Raw genomic sequence first — 18,412 nt, 5'->3', positions numbered from 1 at the left:
TTCGTCAATCCGCCGAGAACCCGAACGGCACGCTCGAGGTCCTGAAATCGTCCGGAAGAATCTCGCGTCCGATCGGCGGCGCCGACCGCGCCGCGCATCTCGGCCGATGGCAGACCCGGCATGCGACGCCGATCGGCGTCGGCTCGTCGGCATTCGGTCCCTGTCCGTCGCGCGTGTAGATCAACTGGCCCGCATGTTCGGCGGCGCAGCCGATCGCGATCGCCCGCTCGACGCGGATGGCGCCGAACGCGCCGCCGCCGGCGGTCACGGTGCGGGCGATCGAAAAGAACCGCTGTCCGTCGGGCAGTTCCAGCCATTGGGTGACGATCTGGCGCGGCGTCTTGAAGATGTCGTGCACTGACCATAGCGGACATGCACCGCCGTGCTTTGCAAACGGAAAGCCGGCGCCGTCAAGCAGCTTGGAAATGTTGCCGGCCGGATCGACCCGGATCAGGAAGAACGGGACCTTTTCGAGACCCGGCCGTTGCAGGGTCGTGACGCGGTGCGCGACCTGCTCGAAGCTGGTGCCGAATTGACGCGCCAGCGCCTCCAGATCGTAGCGGCGGGCCTCGACCGCTTTCGCGAACACCGAATACGGCATGATGAGTGCGGCGGCGGCGTAGGCCGCAAGCGCACGGCGCGCCAGCAGCTCGGCGCTTTTGGTCGTGAACTTGCCGGCTTCGACGGCGGCGCCGATCTCGCCCTCCAGTTCCAGATAGGCAAGTTGCTTGGCCAGCTGAAAATTGAGGCCCGCGGTATCGAGCGAGTCCTCCAGCAGCAATTGTCTGCGATGAAGGTCCAGTCGCCTGATCGAACCCAGCATGACGTTCGGCGGCAGATAGCGGACCTGGAGTTTATGTCGCTCCCGAAGCCGCTCGATAAATCCGGCGGGCCCGGAAGGTTCGTGGACGAGCCGCTCGGCGGCATCGTCGAGGCTGGCAAAATTGTTGCGGCGCGCGGCGAGAAAACGTCGGACCTCCGCAACGGGATCGTTGGCGTCAAAGTTCTCCTGGCCCGGTGAAGCGATCGCCATGTCCGGAGCCCTGCGCTCCGCAAGCGCCAGCTGCTCTTCGCGATAGGCGGTGTAGAGGCGCAGGAACGCCTCGGTCATTCCGGGATAGCTGACCGCGAGGTCGCTGACCTCGAGCGCGGGGATGTCGATGTCGGCAAACATCGGCTCCTTCAAGACGGACTGCATGCGGGCGGTGTGATCGGCACCGCCATCGCCAGCGAGATCAGCCAGATCGATCTTGTAGGTGCGGGCAAGCCGCAGCAGCATGTCGGCCGTCACCGGGCGCTGATTGCGTTCCAGCAGCGCCACATAGGGGGCCGAGATTTCGAGATCGGCGGCCATGTCGGCCTGGGTCAGCCCGAGGTCGCGCCGCAGCCGGCGTAGCCGCGGGCCCATGAAAACGGAACGGGCGCTTGAGGTTACCATCGCCTTATCCAAGGTTTGTAAGGTTCTTACAACAATACATCGGTTTCTTGTAAGTTATGACAAGTTTTCCGCGCCAGGTCTAGCTCCCGATGACGCCGCGCGTCACAAATGGTGCAGTTATTTCGTCACCGAAGGGATCACGGACATGAACTTCCAACCGCGCGGGATCAGCGACCGGGCCATCCAGGGACCGGCTTCGTATCAGAGCGAGATCGAGGCGGCCGAAGCGCTGCTCAAGGGCAAGGACACCTGGAACGGCGTCACCGCCGAAGCCGTGGCGCGGATGCGCCTGCAGAACCGCTTCAAGACCGGTCTGGATGTCGCCCGTTACACGGCTGCGCTGATGCGCGCCGACATGGCGGCCTATGACGCCGACAGCACCAAGTACACCCAGTCGCTCGGCTGCTGGCACGGCTTCATCGCCCAGCAGAAGCTGATCTCGGTCAAGAAGCACTTCGGCAATACCGACCGCCGCTATCTGTATCTTTCCGGCTGGATGATCGCGGCGCTGCGCTCCGAGTTCGGCCCGCTGCCGGATCAGTCGATGCACGAGAAGACCTCGGTGCCGGCCCTGATAGAGGAGCTCTACACCTTCCTGCGTCAGGCGGATTCGCGTGAGTTGAACGATATCTTCCGCGCGCTCGATGCGGCCCGCAAGGAAGGCGACAAGGCCAAGGAAAAGGCGCTGATCGAGAAGATCGACAACTTCCAGACCCACGTCGTGCCGGTCATCGCCGACATCGACGCCGGCTTCGGCAATGCCGAGGCGACCTATCTGCTCGCCAAGAAGATGATCGAGGCGGGCGCCTGCGCCCTGCAGATCGAGAACCAGGTCTCCGACGAGAAGCAGTGCGGCCACCAGGACGGCAAGGTGACCGTGCCGCACGAGGTGTTCATCGCGAAGATCCGCGCCTGCCGCCATGCGTTCCTTGAGCTCGGCGTCGAAGACGGCATCATCGTGACCCGCACCGACTCGCTCGGCGCCGGCCTGACCCAGCAGATCGCCGTGAGCCACAAGCCCGGCGACATCGGCGACCAGTACAACAGCTTCCTTGATTGCGAGGAAGTGACGGTCGCCAACGCACGCAACGGCGACGTCATCATCAACCAGAACGGCAAGATGATGCGTCCGAAGCGTCTGCCCAGCAACCTCTACCAGTTCCGTCCCGGCACCGGTGCAGATCGCTGCGTGCTCGACTGCATCACCTCGCTGCAGAACGGCGCCGACCTCTTGTGGATCGAGACCGAGAAGCCGCATATCGAGCAGATCGCCAGCATGGTCGATCGCATCCGCAAGGTCATTCCGAATGCGAAGCTGGCCTACAACAACTCGCCGTCGTTCAACTGGACCCTCAACTTCCGTTGGCAGGTCTATGACGCGATGAAGGAAGCCGGCCAGGACGTCAGCAAGTATAACCGCGCCGAGCTGATGAAGGCGGAGTACGACGACACGCCGCTGGCGAAGGAAGCCGACGAGCGCATCCGTACCTTCCAGGCGGATTCGGCCAAGCGCGCCGGCATCTTCCATCATCTGATCACGCTGCCGACCTATCACACGGCTGCGCTGTCGACCGACAATCTCGCGAGGGAGTATTTCGGCGAGCAGGGCATGCTTGGATACGTCAAGAACGTGCAGCGCGCGGAGATCCGTCAGGGCATCGCCTGCGTCAAGCATCAGAACATGGCGGGCTCCGACATCGGCGACGATCACAAGGAGTACTTCGCCGGTGAGGCTGCCCTCAAGGCGGGCGGCGCCCACAACACGATGAACCAGTTCGGCTAATCGATCGAACGGATCATTCCGACATCGGCTGGACAGGCTGGCGCGCGAGCAGCCTTGCCTGTCCGCCTTGGCGGGGCGATTTTCGACCACGGTAACGCGGTCGAGATCGCCCCGCGACTTTTTTAGGCCCGCTTCCCCTCGAGCCCGCCATTTGCAGAGGTTCGCGCGTTCCACGCCCGTGTGGTAATGCGTCGCTGCGATCTTGAGGGCATGCCACGCGATGACTGTCGGGCACTACGCATCCGCCGTCACCAGCTCCGCCGTGATGGAACTGCTGAAGCCGTTCGATCCCCGTATCGTCGGAACGCTGCCGCTCGGCCTCGCCGTGCCCGGCAGCGACATCGATATCGTCTGCCATGCGTCCGACCCGAACGCATTCGCGGACATCGTTTGGGCTCACTATCAAGCGCGCGATGATTTCGTCCTCTTCCGGTGGACCTCGGGAACGCGGCCGGTGATTGCGCGCTTTGTGTGCGACGGCTGGCCGTTCGAACTGTACGGTGATCTGCGTCCGGTGGAGCAACAACGAGGCTGGATCCATTTCGAGGTCGAACGGCGGCTGCTTGCGCTTGATGATGGAGGGCTGCGGCGAGCCGTCAGGGAATTGAGGGCGGGCGGTCTCAAGACCGAGCCTGCGTTCGCTACCGTGCTCGGGATATCGGGCGATCCCTATCGTGGATTGCTTGAGCTCGCGGCCGAAACGGACGCCGAGTTACGTGTCCGGCTCGCGGCGTGCGATTTCGGCTGAGCGACAAATTGATAGAACGGCTTCATTCGCCCGGAACGAGGTGGCCGACCGGCTGCCGCGCGAGCCGCCGGTGCCTGCGACGGGACAGATAAAGCAGCAGGCCGGTCACGGCGAATAGCGGCATCATGGCGGCGGCCAGCATGAAGGCGAGCTTGCCGGGCCATCCCAGGATGGCGCCGCGGTGGATGTCGAGCACGCTGGCGAGGACGCGTTCGCCAAACGTCTTGTCGGCGTAGCGATCCGATGAGATGACGCGGCCGGTGAGGGCATCGATACGGAATTCGTCACGCACGGCCTCGCGCGACGAGTCCCGCGGCCATGACCGCACGCGCACGGCCGTGCCCGCGCCGGCCGGCATGGTCAGGAGGACCCTTCCGTAACTGTTGTTCTCCTGCTGCAGGAACGCCGACCAGACGTGATCGAAGGCAAGCGGCTTTGCCTCGGCGTTGGTTTCGGTCTTGGCTTCACCCTTGCTCTCTGCAGCCGCGCCGCCGCGCGGCGGTTTGGGCTGCATCGCGTTCGCCGCGGCTGTGGCCTGAGGCCGCGCGAACAGCCAGTTGGCGCCGGCCTTGTACCACTCGAACGAGTACCACAGGCCGGTCAGCGTCATCACCAGATAGACCGGCAGCACCCAGGTCCCGATCGCGGCGTGCAGCGAGCGATACAGGCCGCGGCCGCGCAGTCCCAGATTCGGCTTCAGCCACGTCTTGACGCTGCGCGCACGACGCGGCCAGCGCAGCACGAGGCCGGTGATCAGCATCACGATCAGGCAGATCGCGGCTGAGCCGGTGATCTTGCGGCCGATGCCATTGCCGTCGCCCGGCAACAGCAGCCAGCGGTGCAGCTTGCGGACGGTTGCGAAAAAGTCCTCGCCGCGCGGCGAGCCGAGCACGTGCCCATCATAGGGGTCGACATAGACCGAGGACGGCCGCGTGCCGCCTTCGCTGCGAGCAAAACGGATGCGGGCCGCGGCCGATGGATCGCTCGACATCGTCACGGCCGAGACCTTGCCGAAATCGCCCGCCGCCGCCAGCCGCGCGATCAACTCGTCCGGCGTGAGCCGCCGGGCCGCACTGGCCTCGACGCGCATCATCCGACTGTTCAGGCTGGCCTCGATCTCATCCTCAAAGGCCATCGTCGCGCCGGTGAGGCCGACCACGGCCCACAGCAGCGCCAGCACGAGGCCAACCAGGGAATGGACCTGCAGCAGTGCAGCCTTGATTGGGCGCCAAACGTCACTCATCAGAATTTCACCGTCGCCGAGAGCGAGAAGCGCCGCGCGTCGCCCATCGCGACCGTCAGGATGCTGTTGGCCGAAGGGTAGTAGACCGTGTCGAACAGGTTCTTGACGTTGAACTGGTAGATGACCGGGAACGACTGGACCTTGGTCTCGTAGGTCGCAAACACGTCAGCGACCGTGTAGGCCGGCAGCACGAAGCTGTTCGCGGCATCGCCCGGCCGGTCGCCGACATAGCGCGCGCCGCCGCCGAGGCGAAGCCGGCCGGGCAGGGTGGTGCCGAAATCATAGACGAGGTAGAGCGATGCGGTGTTCAGCGCGACGTTCTGCAGGGCCTTGCCGGCAAGCGTCGGGTCCTCGGTTACGCGTGCGTCGGTATAGCCATAGCTGCCGATCATGCTCCAATTGTCAGTCAGCCTGCCGGTGACGTCGAGTTCGACGCCGCGCGAGCGAACCTTGCCTGCCGTACGGTACTCGACGATACCAGTCGTGGCGTTGAGCTGCGAAACCAGCACGTTCTTCTTGTCGATGTCGTAGAGCGCAAGTGTGCCGGAGATCTGTTTGTTGAAGTCGAACTTGACGCCGGTCTCCCACTGGGTGCCCTCTTCGGGCGCGATGTTGGACCCGATCACGACGCCGCCGGTAAGCGGCGCGATGGTCGAGGTGGGTTTCAGCGATTGCGTGTAGCTCGCATAAAGCGAGACCTGGTCGGTGAGCTTGAAGATGGCGCCGCCGAGCGGCAGCACCTTGTCGGCCGAGACATTGGTATTGGTGATGAACGGGCGGCCCTTGCCGGCGAGCTGGTCGTAATCCATGTATCGTACGCCGCCGACCAGCGCGAAGCGCTCGGTCAGATGCAGCGTGTCCTGGAAGAACAGCGACCACTGGCCGAGCTTGTCGGTCTGCGCGCTATCGGCGGCGGACACCGTCGTCCCCGGCGTGATCAGCCCATAGATCGGATTGTAGAAGTTGAAGCTCGGCGTCGCCTGCCGGATCAGGTCGTCGCGGTAGATCGTGCGGTACTGGCCGTCACCGCCGAACAGCACCTCGTTGCGAATGTTGCCGAGCCAGACATTGCCCTGCAGATAGGAGGTGCCGTAGCTGGCATTGCTGAGCGAGCCCCATGTGCCGTCATTGCTGCGGGTCTCGACGCCGGTCTTGGCGTTGACGCCGGTGATGCGAAGCTGGTTGGCGCTGAAGGTCTCGGTGTTGTAGCTGTAGGCCGCGAACAGCTTCCAGTCCTGGTTCAGCCGGTGCTCGACCGACGCCTGCATCAGGTCGGAGGTGCCCCACATGTTGTTGAAGGGCTCGTCGAGCCGGCGCGTCGCCGGGATCGCCAGCGGCGCCTTGGTCACGGAATCGAATGCGGTGCCGCGGTCGAACGGCGTGATGAATTCGCGGTGCTCGTAGTTGAGCTGGACGGTGGTGTTCTCGCCGTACCAGGCCAGCGACGGTGCGACCAGCATTTCGCGATGGCGCCCGAAATTGCGCCAGTAATCCTCGCTCACGCCATAGCCGATAAAGCGATAGGCGAGTCCGCCATCGCCGATCGGGCCGGTGATGTCGATGGTGCCGTCGGCTCCGGTCCTGGAGTTGGCATAGGTCGAGCCGAGCAGGGTCACCGAACCATGCTGGTAGAGCTCGGGGCGCTTGCTGATCGTGTTGACGATGCCGCCGGGATCCATGATGCCGTACAGCAGCGACGCCGGGCCCTTCAGCACCTCGACGCTTTCGACCGCTGCGTTGAGGCTGCGGCCCTGCACCTGCGGCATGCCGTTGCGCATGATCGAGCCGTCGCGGTTGTCGCCGAAGCCGCGGCGCATCACCGCATCCTGGGTGCCGGCCAGCGTATTGGCCTGGGTGACGCCGCTGACATTGGCGAGCGCATCGTCGAGGTTGCGCGGCAGCTGATCCTTCAGCACCTGCTCGGGCACAACGTTGACCGTCTGCGAGGTGTCCAGCGGCGAGCCGCCGCTGCGCAGCGTGGTTGGGCTTGGCATCGCGCGGTAGTGCAGCTTGGCTTCGTTGAGCGCCGCGGCGGCAGCTGCCGCGCGCTCCGACGGTGTCGGCGGCGCCGGTTGGGCATTCCGGCTGCGCTGCCGTGCCGCGGCGGCCGCCAGCGTTCGCTGCGCCCGCTTTGCCGCGGCGGCCGGCTTGCGCTTCGGCGTCGGTTGGTCGACCGAAACAGGCGGCAACGGGACGCTCGATCGGGCGTTTGCCTGCGTCGCCACGGAGGCGACATCGGCGAGCAGGAATGCTGCGCCGATCAGCAGATGGGTGCGGCCCTTGTCGGCGGCATTTCGACGGTCGCCGACAACCCGGCCATCAGCATTCACAGGCACTCTTGGACTTCCGATTCACGCGAACTCGTTCACGGCGCGCCTCTAGCAGTCGGCGTGCGCGAAAAGAACCGGAGCAGACTTGAATCTCTCTAACCGGAATGGATTTGAATCATTCTAAGACACGACAGGGCTCGCGCGTGTGCGCGAGCCCTGAACCTCGTGACCTGCTTGTCGCGTCTGCGCGTCAAATGGCCGTGCGATCGTCGCCTAAGGCTGCAGCCGTCGTCCTGTCACATCTCAGGTGTACGGTTTGCCGTAGGCCGCGCGATGCGCCTCACGACAACGCCAGGCTGACCGGCGTCTTGCCGACCACTCCCGTGCTCACGCCGTCGCGGGCCATGGATTCGATTGTGCCCCAGTTCTCGCGAAAGATCCGCGCCGCCTCGTTGGCGCTTTCCGCCTGGATCGTCAGACTGCACGCGCGCCTCGTGCCGTTGCTGGCGAGCTGGAAGTAGAGAACATATCCAGACGATTCCGCACTCCGTGCGGCCAGCGGTGCCTGCTGCATGTAGGTTTTCCCCAAAGTGTTTTTGTTGCGCCACCCGCAGGCAGGATTTGACAGGGATGCGGCACAGTCGTGGTCGCGATCGAGCTAAGCTGAACGTTTGTTCATTTTGTTGGCCGGTGTTGCCAGGATTCAACACCGGGTGGAACTTGCCGTAGCTCGGCACTGCAACTAAGCCGCGATCGCGGCATCAGCTCAACCGTCGTGGCGTCTACGCATCGCCCTCTGGATGGACCATCAGCGTCTCTTGGATCGCGGTGGCGAGCATCGCGCCGTCACGGTCGTGGACGCGCGCGATCGACAGCCCGCGGCCGCCATCCGCGCATGGGCTCTCGGTTTCGACATGCATCCAGGCGTCAGGCGAAAATACGCGATGAAACCAGATGCAATGGTTGAGGCTCGACAGATAGAGTGGCGCGCGCGACTGCAGATCGCCGAGATGGCCGCCGACGCTGGAGAAGTTGAGCCACCAGTCCGAGAGATAGGCGAACACCGCGGCCTGGGCGCGAGAAGCAGTGGTGAGCGGCTGCCTGGATCTGATCCAGAAGCGCAGGCGCGGCTCTGCCGTCGCGGCCGAGAGCTGACGTTCGATCTCGGGGATGCGGAAATCCATGCTGGGCTTGATGTGCTGGGAATAAGGACCGAGCGGTCGCAACTGCGCCATCAGCCCGTCGGGGATCATGGTCAGATCTGGCAGGCTTTCCGGATCCTCTGAGGGGGTGAATGGCGCTGCGTGCCGCGGACCCGATTGCGCTGCGCAGAACGTGGCCTGCGCGCTCAGGACCGTGCGCCCGTTGCCCTGGCTGCCCACGACGTGGCGTGAGGAGAACCGCTTACCGTCCTGCAGGACCTGCGCGTCGAACGTGATGCGGCGGCCGGGATCGGCACCGCGCAGGAACAGGAGCTGCAGCATCGCGGCGGGACGATCTTCGGGCGCGCTGAGGGTCGCGGCCATCATCGCCTGGCCAAGGATCTGGCCGCCATAGGACCGGCCATTGAGATTGCCGTCGCCGAAGCGGCTGCGATAGCGGAGCGGGGCGATCGTCTCGAGCGAGACCAGCGCCTCGGCTGCCTGATTGTCCCATTGATCGCAAGTGAATTCGCTGCCTTCCGCGACGCGCTTGCGTTGCCCGTCCATTCCGATCACATCGCTGGGAATTTCTGTGGTCCGGGATAGAGCGGATAGCCGGCGGCGACACCGTATTCGCTGATGCCAAATCCGGTCTCGTTGCCGCTCTCGAGCCGGACGACATGATCCGACAGCGTCCGTGCGATGGCGCGCGTCGCCGCATCGTCGAGGTTCCAGATGTCGTGCCCGGCATGGCTCTCGCCGCGGTCGTCGCCATGGGTCCAGCCTTGCAGGCCGCCATACATGCCGGCCTTCAGATAGAATCGCGTCGGCAGTCCATGCATCCTGACGCGGCGCGGCTCGCCGCGATCGAATGTGAAGGTGAAGTCGGCCGACGCGATGGTCTGACCGAGCGGATCGTCAGCCCACTCGATCTTGTGCTCCAGCGAGGTCACCTCGCGATGCGACACCGATCCGTCGGCTTCGCGGTGGAACTCGGTGCCCGAGAGGTAATGCGGCTTGCCCGGCGCGCGCTCCTTGATGAAGATCGATAGCGCCGACTCCGGGAACTGGAACATCGACCAGGTCCAGAAGAAATTGCGATGGGTCGCGACCGGCGGCCTGGTCTCGTCGGTGCGCATCTCGGATCGCAGGCCCCAGGAGCGGTCGCGCTGCCCCCACCACAGCTCGGGCTCGATCTCGTAACGCTTGCCGTCGGCGACGATCCAGCCGCGCCAGCGGCCGAATTGCGAGACGCGCGCGAGGTCTTCCTCGACGACACCGTTGCGCTCGCGAAAATTCTGCTTCTCCTGCGCCGCCGGAAAGCTCGCCTTGAATTCGAGCGCGAAGCTGATGCCGGACGGATTGTCGGCGAGCGAGATCCTATGCAGGCTGTTACCCTCGACGATCTCGATCCTGAGCCCGCCGACTTCCGTCTCCAGCGGACGGGTCCCGAGCCGGCGCGAGGCACGGAAATTGTGCTGACGCCGGCCGATGGTGATGCCGGCAAAGCCGTCGATCACGTTGCGGTTCGGGTAATAGCCGAGCCCGATGTCGATCAGCAGTTCGCTGCCGTCGATCGGATGCGCGGTGTACCAGTAGCGTTCGGTGAACCTTGCATCGCCGCCGCCTGCCTTGGCAAACGGCTGCGGCGTCTGGTGGCCGATGAGATCGTCCTGGGCTGTCAGCATTGTTCTTGTCCTTGTGTTTGAGCCGGTTCGGTCGGATGGGTAGCGCGGGATCAGTCCTTGGCCGGGCCGGCGCCCACGATGTCGCCGAACAGCACCCAGGTCTTGCCGTCGAAGCGGGCGAAACGGCGCTCGGTGATCGCCGCGTAGTCCTGCGGCGCGGTCTGGATCGTGATGCCCGGGAGCAGCATCGGCAGCTCGATGCCGCTGAGATTGGTGGCCTGCTTCAGCACGTTCTCCCGCGTGAGGTTGTCGCCGCAGCGCTGCAGGATGATCGCGCCGAGCTGGGCCGTGGTGTAGCCGGTCACCGCGATCACGTCGTTCGGATCCATCCCCGGCATATATTTCGCGGCGAAGGCGAGATAGTCGGTCATGCCCTTGTCATTGGCCCACGCCGGATCGTTCGGCGTCTTGTAGGAAGTCGTGGTCAGGATGCCGGTGGAGGCCTCGATGCCTGCCGGCACCAGCACGCCGGCGATCGAATTCGCGGTCGAGCCGAGGAAGATCAGCGGTTTCCAGCCAAGCTCGTGGATCTTGCGGATCGCCATCGAGGCGAATTTGTTCTGTGCGGCGATCAGGATCGTATCGGCGCCTGATGCTTTCAGGTTCACGATCTGGGAATCGATCGTGGGCTCGGTCGACTGATACATCGCCTCCTTGACGATCATGGTGTCGGCCTTGGTGCCGAGCCCTTCCTTCAGGCCAAGCACAAAGTCCTTGCCGATGTCGTCGGCCTGCAGCAGCACGCCGATCCTGGCATCCGGCTTCTCGCGCAGCACGTAGCGCGCGATGATCCGGGACTCGTTGACGTAGGTCGGCGAGTAGGGCGTCGTCCAGGGGAACTGCTTGGGATCGTTCCAGCGGGTGCCGCCACTCTGCACCAGCAGATGCGGAACGCCATTGCTGTTGAGATATTTCTGGATCGCGGCGTTGGTCGGCGTGCCGAACGGCGCCATGATCGCGAGCACCTTGTCGTTCTCGACCAGCGCGCGCGTCACTTCGACGGTCTTGGGCGGGCTATAGGCGTCGTCGCGGGTCAGGAAGTTGATGTGGCGGCCATTGATGCCGCCTTTCTCGTTCAGCATCGTGAAATAGGCGAGCATGGTTTTCGGGAAGCTCGCATAGATCGATGCCGGTCCGCTGTAGGGCGCGTTGGCGCCGAGCAGGATCTCGCTGTCACTGACCCCGGGACCATAGGCCTTCTGGGCGTTCGCCGTTCCGAGCGCGCCGGCGAGCGCGAACGCCCACACGGCAAGCGTGACGATTGGCTTCCGCATCTTCCCCTCCCATGACGCCCTCTTTTGCGGGGCTGGTTGATCCGGCGATGGAAGCCTTGAAAGGCTTTACCCCTCGCATCGGCTATGCAATAATAGACCGTCTGTCCGGATTATCAACTGGAATTTCCGGACGGCGTATCGGCCTCATGCGTGACGGAAACATCCGCAGGCGTGCGCGGCCGCATGGCGGTTGAGGAGGAAACATGAAGCTGACGCAGGCGCTGATAGCGGCGGTGCAGTTGCGCAAGGACGCACCCGGCACCATCCACGCCGGACGGTCGCGGAGCTGGAAGGAGATCGGCCATCGCGTTGCCTGTGCCGCGGGCGGGCTGCGACGGCTCGGCGTCGATGCCGGCGATCGCGTCGCCATCCTCGCGCACAACAGCGACCTCTATATCGAGGCGCTCTATGCCATCGCCTGGGCCGGTGCGGTCGCGGTGCCGCTCAACACGCGCTGGGCGGTCGCCGAGAACGCCTATGCGATTAACGATTCCACGCCAAAACTATTGCTGGTCGACAAGGCCTTTGCCGAGATTGCGTCCGCGCTGCGCGGCACAAAATCACTCGCCGCTATGGTCTATCTCGACGAGGGGCAAGTGCCCGACGGTATGCAAAGCTATGACGAACTCATTGCGCATGCGCCGATCGAGGACGCCTCCGGCGCCTACAACGATCTCGCGGGCATCTTCTACACCGGCGGTACCACCGGGTTTCCCAAGGGCGTGATGCTGTCACATGCCAACATCATCTATGAATCGCTGGTCTGGATCTATGCGCTCCGGTTCCGTGAAGATACCCGGTATCTGCACTCGGCCGGCATGTTCCATCTGGCCGGCACTTCGCCGATGATCGCGCTCACGCTCGTGGGCGGTACCCACGTCACCATCCCGAAGTTCGAGCCCGAGCTCGCGATGAGGACCATCGCCGAACACAGAGTGGACTACTGCCTGTTTGTGCCGACCATGCTCAACATGATGCTCAATCATCCATCCTTCGGCACATATGACCTGAGCAGCGTCAAGGATTGCGAATATGGCGCCTCGCCGATGCCCGACGCGCTGCTGGTCAAGCTGATGCGCGTGCTGCCGAGCTGGCGCTTTCACCAGGGCTACGGCATGACCGAAAGCGCAGCGCTGGCGACCATCCTGCCGTGGGAGTATCACGCGCTGGAAGGGCCGCTGGCGGGCAAGCGCAAATCGGCGGGGCGGGCAGCGCCAGGCGTTGAAATCCGCATCATCGACCCCGCGGGCAATGAGGTACCGCGCGGGACGGTGGGCGAGATCGCGATCCGCGGCGCCGGCGTGATGCTCGGCTATTGGCGCAAGCCTGAGGAAAGCGCGCGCGTGATGCGCAACGGATGGCTGCACACCGGCGACGGCGCCTGGATGGACGATGACGGGTTTGTCTATATCGTCGACCGACTGAAGGACATGATCGTCTCGGGCGGCGAGAACGTCTATTCCGGCGAGGTGGAGAACGCCATCTTCCAGCATGAGCACGTCAAGGAATGCGCCGTAATCGCGGTGCCCGATCCGCAATGGGGCGAGGCGGTACATGCGATCGTCGTGCCGAAGGACGGCAGGAGTCTCGATTCCGAAATGGTGATCGCGCACTGCCGCACCTTGATCGCCGGCTACAAGTGCCCGCGTTCTGTCGATATCCGCCTCGAGCCATTGCCGCTGACCGGCTCCGGCAAGATCATGAAGTCGGCGCTGCGCGAGGAGAAGTGGCAAGGCTATACGAGGTCGGTCAATTGATGCCGGAGGCTACGAAACGATCCCATCAAGATGTGCCGGAGCCTGTTCGCCCGGTCGTGGTCAATGACGACGCGGTGCGGCCAGCACTCGGGCGGCATCTGTCGCGGATATCCGGGAGCCGGACGGAGATTGTGGGCTTCGGCCGCAAGTCATCGGGTTTCTCCTGGATCACCTATGCGTTCGTGGCCCGCACTGCGGCTGAAGGCGACCGCAAACTGATCCTGCGCGTCGGTCCACCGAGCGGGCTGTTTGCGCCTTACTCGGTGCTGCCCCAGGTTTATGCGCTGCAGTCGCTGGCCGGCAGCGGCGTACCGGTGCCGGCGTTGGTGTCATCAGAACAGGATGGCGCCGAGATCGGCTTTCCGTTCTTCATCTGCGCGCATGTCGAGGGCGACGTGCCGGCGCCCTGGGCGGCGAGCGAACTCGATCCGGACCACAAGCGCGCGGTCGCCCGGCAGTTCGTCGAGATCCTCGCGTCGCTGCACCGGGTCGACGCGGATGCGACGCCATTCGCATCGCGGCATCACAGCGGAGAACGTGCCGAAGTCCGCGCCATCGCCGGCTGGCGCGCCTCGTTGGCGCGGCCGACGGCGCGTTACTATCCGCTGCTCGACTGGGGTGGACGCTGGCTGCAGGACAACTGTCCGCGGCCGCCGCGCCGGACCATCGTGCACGGCGACTACCGGATCGGGAACTTCATCGAGCACAACGGGCGGATCACAACCATCCTCGATTGGGAGCTCACGCACCTGGGCGATCCGCATGAAGATCTGGCCTGGGCGATGCTGCCGACCTTCAACGCCAGGAGCCGAAAGCTCTATGGCGTGCTCGAGCGCACGGAGGTGATTGATCTCTATCAGCGCGCCTCCGGCATTCCCGTCTCGGACAAGAGCCTCGCCTTCTACGAGGCCTATGCGCTGTATCAGGCGGCAGCGATCCAGATGTGCGCGGTGCGCGCCTTCGAGGTCGATCGCTTCAACGACATGCGGCTCGCCGTGATGGCAAGCCAGATGCCCTCGATCGTGCGGGCCTTCGAGCGCGCATTGGAGGCCGCGGCATGAGTGCATCCTTCGAGCGGTTGATCGACGGCATAATCGATGCGCTGCTAAGCCACGTCGTGCCGAACAGCAATGACGATTTCGTTCGCGGGCAGGTGTTCTCTGCAGTCTACGCGCTGAACGGGCTGAAGCTCGCAGCCGACTGGAAGGCCGGGCCGCTGCTCGAGCAAGTGCGTCTGCAGGACGATACTTTCGCGACGGTCGAGCGACTGGCCGGCAGCATGACGCATCCGGAGGTTCCTTCGACGCCGCGCATCCAGGGCGGCCCGTCCGACGTTGCCGCGATCGAGGCATTGCGCGACGATGGCGACCGGCGGCTGGGGCAACTTCTGCTCTGGGCGAGCGGGGAGCACGCACGGGCGGCTAGTCCCAATGCTGCGACCGAGATCGAGCGCCTGCTGCGGCGGGCGATTTGCGACCAGCTCAAGATCGAGCTTGCGACGACGCCGAAGTCGATGCTGCAGCAGATCGCGGGTCGCGAGCGCGACGGTGGTGCGGCGCAGGGCTAGCGTGGTTTCGTCGCCGACCGCCGCCGGGATGCATCGTTGCACGCCTTCCGCGACCAGCGGCGACGCTCACGAAGAAGCTTGCCGGTCCATGGCGCTCATGCTATTAATTCACCGAACGGTCGGTCGGATTATTATTGAATGGCCGATAGACATCCGCGGCAAGCGGCCGGCGAGGGAGACGGAGCGATGAACATGATGACCGGCGTCCCGCCATGGGAACGGCTGATCCGGCCCGACCGGGTGCACGGATCGCTCTACACCGACCCTGACATCTTCGAGGCCGAGCTCAAGAACATCTGGTACCGCACCTGGGTCTATGTCGGGCATGAGAGCGAGGTCCCGAACGCCAACGACTACGTCGTCAAGTCGATCGGCCCGCAATCCGTGATCATGACGCGCGACGAGCAGGGCAAGGTCAATCTGTTGCTCAATCGCTGCTCGCATCGCGGCAACCAGATCTGCTCCTATGAGCGCGGCAATGCCCGCTCGTTCACCTGTCCGTTCCACTCCTGGACTTTTGCCAATGACGGCCGCCTGGTCGGTTATGCCTTCCCCGACGGCTATGAGGGGCAGGACAAGTCGCAGCTTGCGCTCGGGCGGGTGACGCGCGTCGAGTCTTACCGCGGCTTCGTGTTCGGCTCGTTCGCGGCCGATGGCCCGACGTTGAAGGAGCATCTCGGCGGCGCCGCCGAGACCATCGACCGGCTGGTGCGCACCTCGCCGGAGAACGAGGTCGAGATCACGGCGGGCTTCCTCAAGCATCGCGTCAAGGCGAACTGGAAGTTCATCCTGGAGAACGAGTGCGACGGCTATCACCCGGCCTTCGTGCACACCTCGATCTTCGGCGTCGCCGACAGCATGATCGGCAAACTCTATGGCGGAGCCTCGACCGCGCTGACGCGCGACTACGGCAACGGCCATACCGAGATCGACCTGCGGCCCGAGTTCCGCAAGCGCGACGCGCCGATGAGCTGGTTCGGCACCAGCGAGGACCGGTTGCCGGACTACACGGCGCGCATGAAGGCCGCCCATGGCGACACCGCCGCGCGGGAGATCATGATCGACGGCACGCCGCATGTGATGATCTTCCCGAACCTGTTCATCGCCGAGATCCAGATGTTCGTGATCCAGCCGCTCGGCGTCGACGACAGCGTGCAGCACGTCACCGCGTTGCAGTTCAAGGGCGCGCCCGATCTGAACCGAAGGCTGCGCCAGCAGACCATGGGCTCGGTCGGCCCAGCCGGCTTCCTGCTGGCGGACGATTCCGAAATGTACGAGCGCTGCCATCGCGGCGTGCTGGCGCGCAATCCCGAGTGGATCTTCCTCGGCCGCGGCGAGAAGCGCGAGCGGCAGGACGAACTCGGCTTCACGGTCGGCCACGTCACCGACGAGGTGCCGTCGCGCGGCATCTGGACCCATTATCGCAAGTTGATGGAGCCTAGCTGATGCTGTCGCGCGAGAGCAGCGCCACGTTGATGAGCGCCATCACCGCCTTCCTTTATCGCGAGGCGCGGCTGCAGGACGAGCATCAATACGAGGCCTGGGAAAAGCTCTGGACCGACGACGGCGTCTATTGGGTGCCGGCCAACGGCGCCGACATGGACCCGGAACGGCAGATGTCGATCATCTACGACAACCGCTCGCGGATCGCGCTGCGCGTCCGGCAGCTGATGACCGGCAAGCACTTCACCCAGACGCCGCAGTCGAATTTGCGACGGCTGATCTCCAACATCGAATTGATGGATGAGCAGCCTGACGACGGCGACATCGCGGTTGCCAGCAACAGCCTCATTTTCGAATCGAGCCTGCGCGACGACACGCTGTGGGCGGCGCGCAATGAATACCGGTTGCGCCATGTCGATGGCGAATTGCGGATGGCCGCCAAGAAGGTCATCCTCGTCAACAACGACAAGGCGATCTACACGCTCTCGTTCCTGGTCTAGAGGAAAACGCGCCATGATCGACAAGGGCCCCGTTCTGCTCGACATCACCGACGGCATCGCGCGGCTGCGGCTCAACCGCCCCGATGCGGCCAACGGCATGAGTGTCGAGCTGCTCCGCGCGCTGTGCGATGCCATCATGGTCTGTCATGGTCATTCCGATCTGCGCGTCGTGCTGCTGAGCGGCGAGGGCACCAATTTCTGCGCCGGTGGCGACGTCCGCGCCTTTGCCTCCAAGGGCGAGAAGCTGCCGGACTATATCCGTCAGGCGACGGCGTATCTGCAGAATGCGGTGACTGGATTGCTGCGGCTGGAGGCGCCGGTCATATCATCGGTGCAGGGCTTTGCGGCGGGCGGCGGCGGCTTCGGCCTGGTCTGCGCTTCCGATATCGTGATCGCGGCGGAATCGGCAAAGTTCCTCGCTGGCGCGACGCGGGTGGCGATGGCGCCGGATGCCGGCGTCTCCGTTACACTGTCGCGGCTGGTCGGCCTGCGGCGGGCGATGTCGATCCTGTTGACCAACCCGGTGATCCCGGCTGCCGAAGCGTTGCAGATGGGCATCGTCACCAGGGTCGTGCCCGATGCCGAGCTCGCCGATGCATCGCTCGCGCTGGCCCGCGAGCTTGCGGCCGGCGCGCCGAAGGCGCTGGCGGCGACCAAGCGGCTGGTCTGGGCCGGCACCGGCACCAGCATCGAGCAATGCCTGTCGGAAGAGGCGCGCACCGTCGCGGAACTCTCGGGGATGACCGATGCACGCGAAGGGCTCGCCGCGGTGATCGAGCGGCGCCAGCCTGTATTCACGGGGCGCTGAGGTGGCGAGCTTGCCATTCGGACGTCTCGATGGCCGCCGCGCCTTCGTCTCCGGCGGCGCGCGGGGCATCGGTGCTGCGATCGCGCGCAGCTTTGCCGGCGCGGGCGCCAGGGTTGTGATCGCCGATCTCGATGTCGCCGCGGCCTCGGAGCTGGCGCGCGAGACCGGCGCCGGCGTTGCAGGATTAGACGTCAGCGATGCCACGGCAGTGCAGGCTGTGATGGCGCAGGACGGCCCATTCGACATTGTCGTCAACAATGCCGGCATCGATCAGCATGCCTTCTTCACCGATACCACGGCGGAGGATTGGGCGCGGCTGATCGCGGTCAATCTCACCTCGGTCTTGGCCTGCACCCACGCCGCGTTGCCGGCGATGCAGGCGGCGGGCTTTGGCCGCATCATCAACGTTACCTCGGAAGCGGCGCGGCTCGGCTCAAAGGGCGGCGCGGTCTACTCCGCGGCCAAGGGCGGCGTGATCTCGTTCACCCGGAGCATCGCGCGGGAGAATGCACGCTATGGCATCACTGCGAACGCGATCGCGCCGGGACCGATCCGCACGCCGATGCTGGAGCAGGCGGTGGCAAAGGGCGGCGACAGAATCCTGCAGGCAATGACCGGCGCAACGCTGCTCGGCCGCCTCGGCGAGCCGGAGGAGGTCGCGGCTGCCGCGCTGTTCCTGGCTTCCGACCAGGCCGCCTATATCACCGGAGAGACGCTCGGCGTTTCCGGCGGCATGGGCATCGGCGGCTGA

16 protein-coding genes are annotated in these 18,412 nt (G+C 64.8%); 9 read left to right on the top strand and 7 right to left on the bottom strand.

Translation table 11 applies throughout. From position 1 onward, the window contains the following. Positions 1–4 precede the first annotated feature (4 nt). Entirely contained in the window at positions 5–1,438 is a 1,434-nt protein-coding gene (locus J2R80_RS39395) for a short-chain fatty acyl-CoA regulator family protein (protein WP_141341628.1), read from the bottom strand. Positions 1,439–1,583: 145 nt separating this feature from the next. Between J2R80_RS39395 and J2R80_RS39390 the strand changes: the two genes are divergently transcribed. After that, positions 1,584–3,221, top strand: a complete 1,638-nt coding sequence (locus J2R80_RS39390; RefSeq protein WP_141341625.1) for an isocitrate lyase — start codon at positions 1,584–1,586, stop codon at positions 3,219–3,221. A gap of 220 nt (positions 3,222–3,441) precedes the next feature. Beyond that, a complete protein-coding gene (locus J2R80_RS39385; RefSeq protein ID WP_141341623.1) occupies positions 3,442–3,969 on the top strand; it encodes a DUF4269 domain-containing protein in 528 nt (175 codons plus the stop codon). 22 nt (positions 3,970–3,991) lie between these two features. Here the strand turns inward: J2R80_RS39385 and J2R80_RS39380 are convergent, their stop codons facing one another. From J2R80_RS39380 to J2R80_RS39355, 6 genes are all read right to left on the bottom strand, one after another. Then, entirely contained in the window at positions 3,992–5,212 is a 1,221-nt protein-coding gene (locus tag J2R80_RS39380; RefSeq protein ID WP_253640477.1) for a PepSY domain-containing protein, read from the bottom strand. Then, positions 5,212–7,542, bottom strand: a complete 2,331-nt coding sequence (locus J2R80_RS39375; RefSeq protein WP_253641069.1) for a TonB-dependent siderophore receptor — start codon at positions 7,540–7,542, stop codon at positions 5,212–5,214. Before J2R80_RS39375 ends, J2R80_RS39380 begins: the two co-directional genes overlap by 1 nt. 280 nt (positions 7,543–7,822) lie before the next feature. Then, the gene (locus tag J2R80_RS39370; RefSeq protein ID WP_159109512.1) at positions 7,823–8,056 is read right to left on the bottom strand and encodes a hypothetical protein; all 234 of its coding nucleotides are present in this window, start codon (positions 8,054–8,056) and stop codon (positions 7,823–7,825) included. Between the two features lie 208 nt (positions 8,057–8,264). Further along, entirely contained in the window at positions 8,265–9,191 is a 927-nt protein-coding gene (locus tag J2R80_RS39365; RefSeq protein ID WP_141342413.1) for an acyl-CoA thioesterase II, read from the bottom strand. A gap of 5 nt (positions 9,192–9,196) precedes the next feature. Beyond that, on the bottom strand, positions 9,197–10,312 hold the full coding sequence (locus J2R80_RS39360; protein WP_057018861.1) for a hypothetical protein: 1,116 nt from the start codon (positions 10,310–10,312) through the stop codon (positions 9,197–9,199). Between the two features lie 50 nt (positions 10,313–10,362). Further along, positions 10,363–11,586: an ABC transporter substrate-binding protein gene (locus J2R80_RS39355; protein ID WP_141342414.1), complete on the bottom strand. Its 1,224-nt coding sequence runs from the start codon at positions 11,584–11,586 to the stop codon at positions 10,363–10,365. Between the two features lie 203 nt (positions 11,587–11,789). Here J2R80_RS39355 and J2R80_RS39350 point away from each other — a divergent pair, with 203 nt between their 5' ends. From J2R80_RS39350 to J2R80_RS39320, 7 genes are all read left to right on the top strand, one after another. After that, on the top strand, positions 11,790–13,343 hold the full coding sequence (locus tag J2R80_RS39350) for a long-chain fatty acid--CoA ligase (RefSeq protein WP_141342415.1): 1,554 nt from the start codon (positions 11,790–11,792) through the stop codon (positions 13,341–13,343). A 32-nt stretch (positions 13,344–13,375) separates the two neighbouring features. Next, the gene (locus J2R80_RS39345; RefSeq protein ID WP_253640476.1) at positions 13,376–14,404 is read left to right on the top strand and encodes a phosphotransferase; all 1,029 of its coding nucleotides are present in this window, start codon (positions 13,376–13,378) and stop codon (positions 14,402–14,404) included. Beyond that, the gene (locus J2R80_RS39340; RefSeq protein ID WP_141342417.1) at positions 14,401–14,910 is read left to right on the top strand and encodes a hypothetical protein; all 510 of its coding nucleotides are present in this window, start codon (positions 14,401–14,403) and stop codon (positions 14,908–14,910) included. The genes J2R80_RS39345 and J2R80_RS39340 overlap by 4 nt, the downstream gene beginning before the upstream one ends. A 186-nt stretch (positions 14,911–15,096) precedes the next feature. Continuing rightward, positions 15,097–16,356: a Rieske 2Fe-2S domain-containing protein gene (locus tag J2R80_RS39335; protein WP_057018905.1), complete on the top strand. Its 1,260-nt coding sequence runs from the start codon at positions 15,097–15,099 to the stop codon at positions 16,354–16,356. Beyond that, the gene (locus J2R80_RS39330; protein WP_141342418.1) at positions 16,356–16,853 is read left to right on the top strand and encodes an aromatic-ring-hydroxylating dioxygenase subunit beta; all 498 of its coding nucleotides are present in this window, start codon (positions 16,356–16,358) and stop codon (positions 16,851–16,853) included. Before J2R80_RS39335 ends, J2R80_RS39330 begins: the two co-directional genes overlap by 1 nt. Before the next feature lie 13 nt (positions 16,854–16,866). Beyond that, a complete protein-coding gene (locus tag J2R80_RS39325; RefSeq protein ID WP_141342419.1) occupies positions 16,867–17,661 on the top strand; it encodes an enoyl-CoA hydratase/isomerase family protein in 795 nt (264 codons plus the stop codon). A 1-nt stretch (position 17,662) separates the two neighbouring features. Continuing rightward, positions 17,663–18,412, top strand: coding sequence for an SDR family NAD(P)-dependent oxidoreductase (locus J2R80_RS39320; RefSeq protein ID WP_057018854.1), 750 nt, complete (start codon positions 17,663–17,665; stop codon positions 18,410–18,412).

It is taken from the genome of Bradyrhizobium sp. USDA 4541, from assembly GCF_024171085.1.
In the GTDB taxonomy this organism is placed as follows: Bacteria; Pseudomonadota; Alphaproteobacteria; order Rhizobiales; family Xanthobacteraceae; genus Bradyrhizobium; species Bradyrhizobium australafricanum.
The sequence above is the reverse complement of the archived record's forward strand: the minus strand, read 5'-3'. Positions and strand labels throughout refer to the sequence as shown.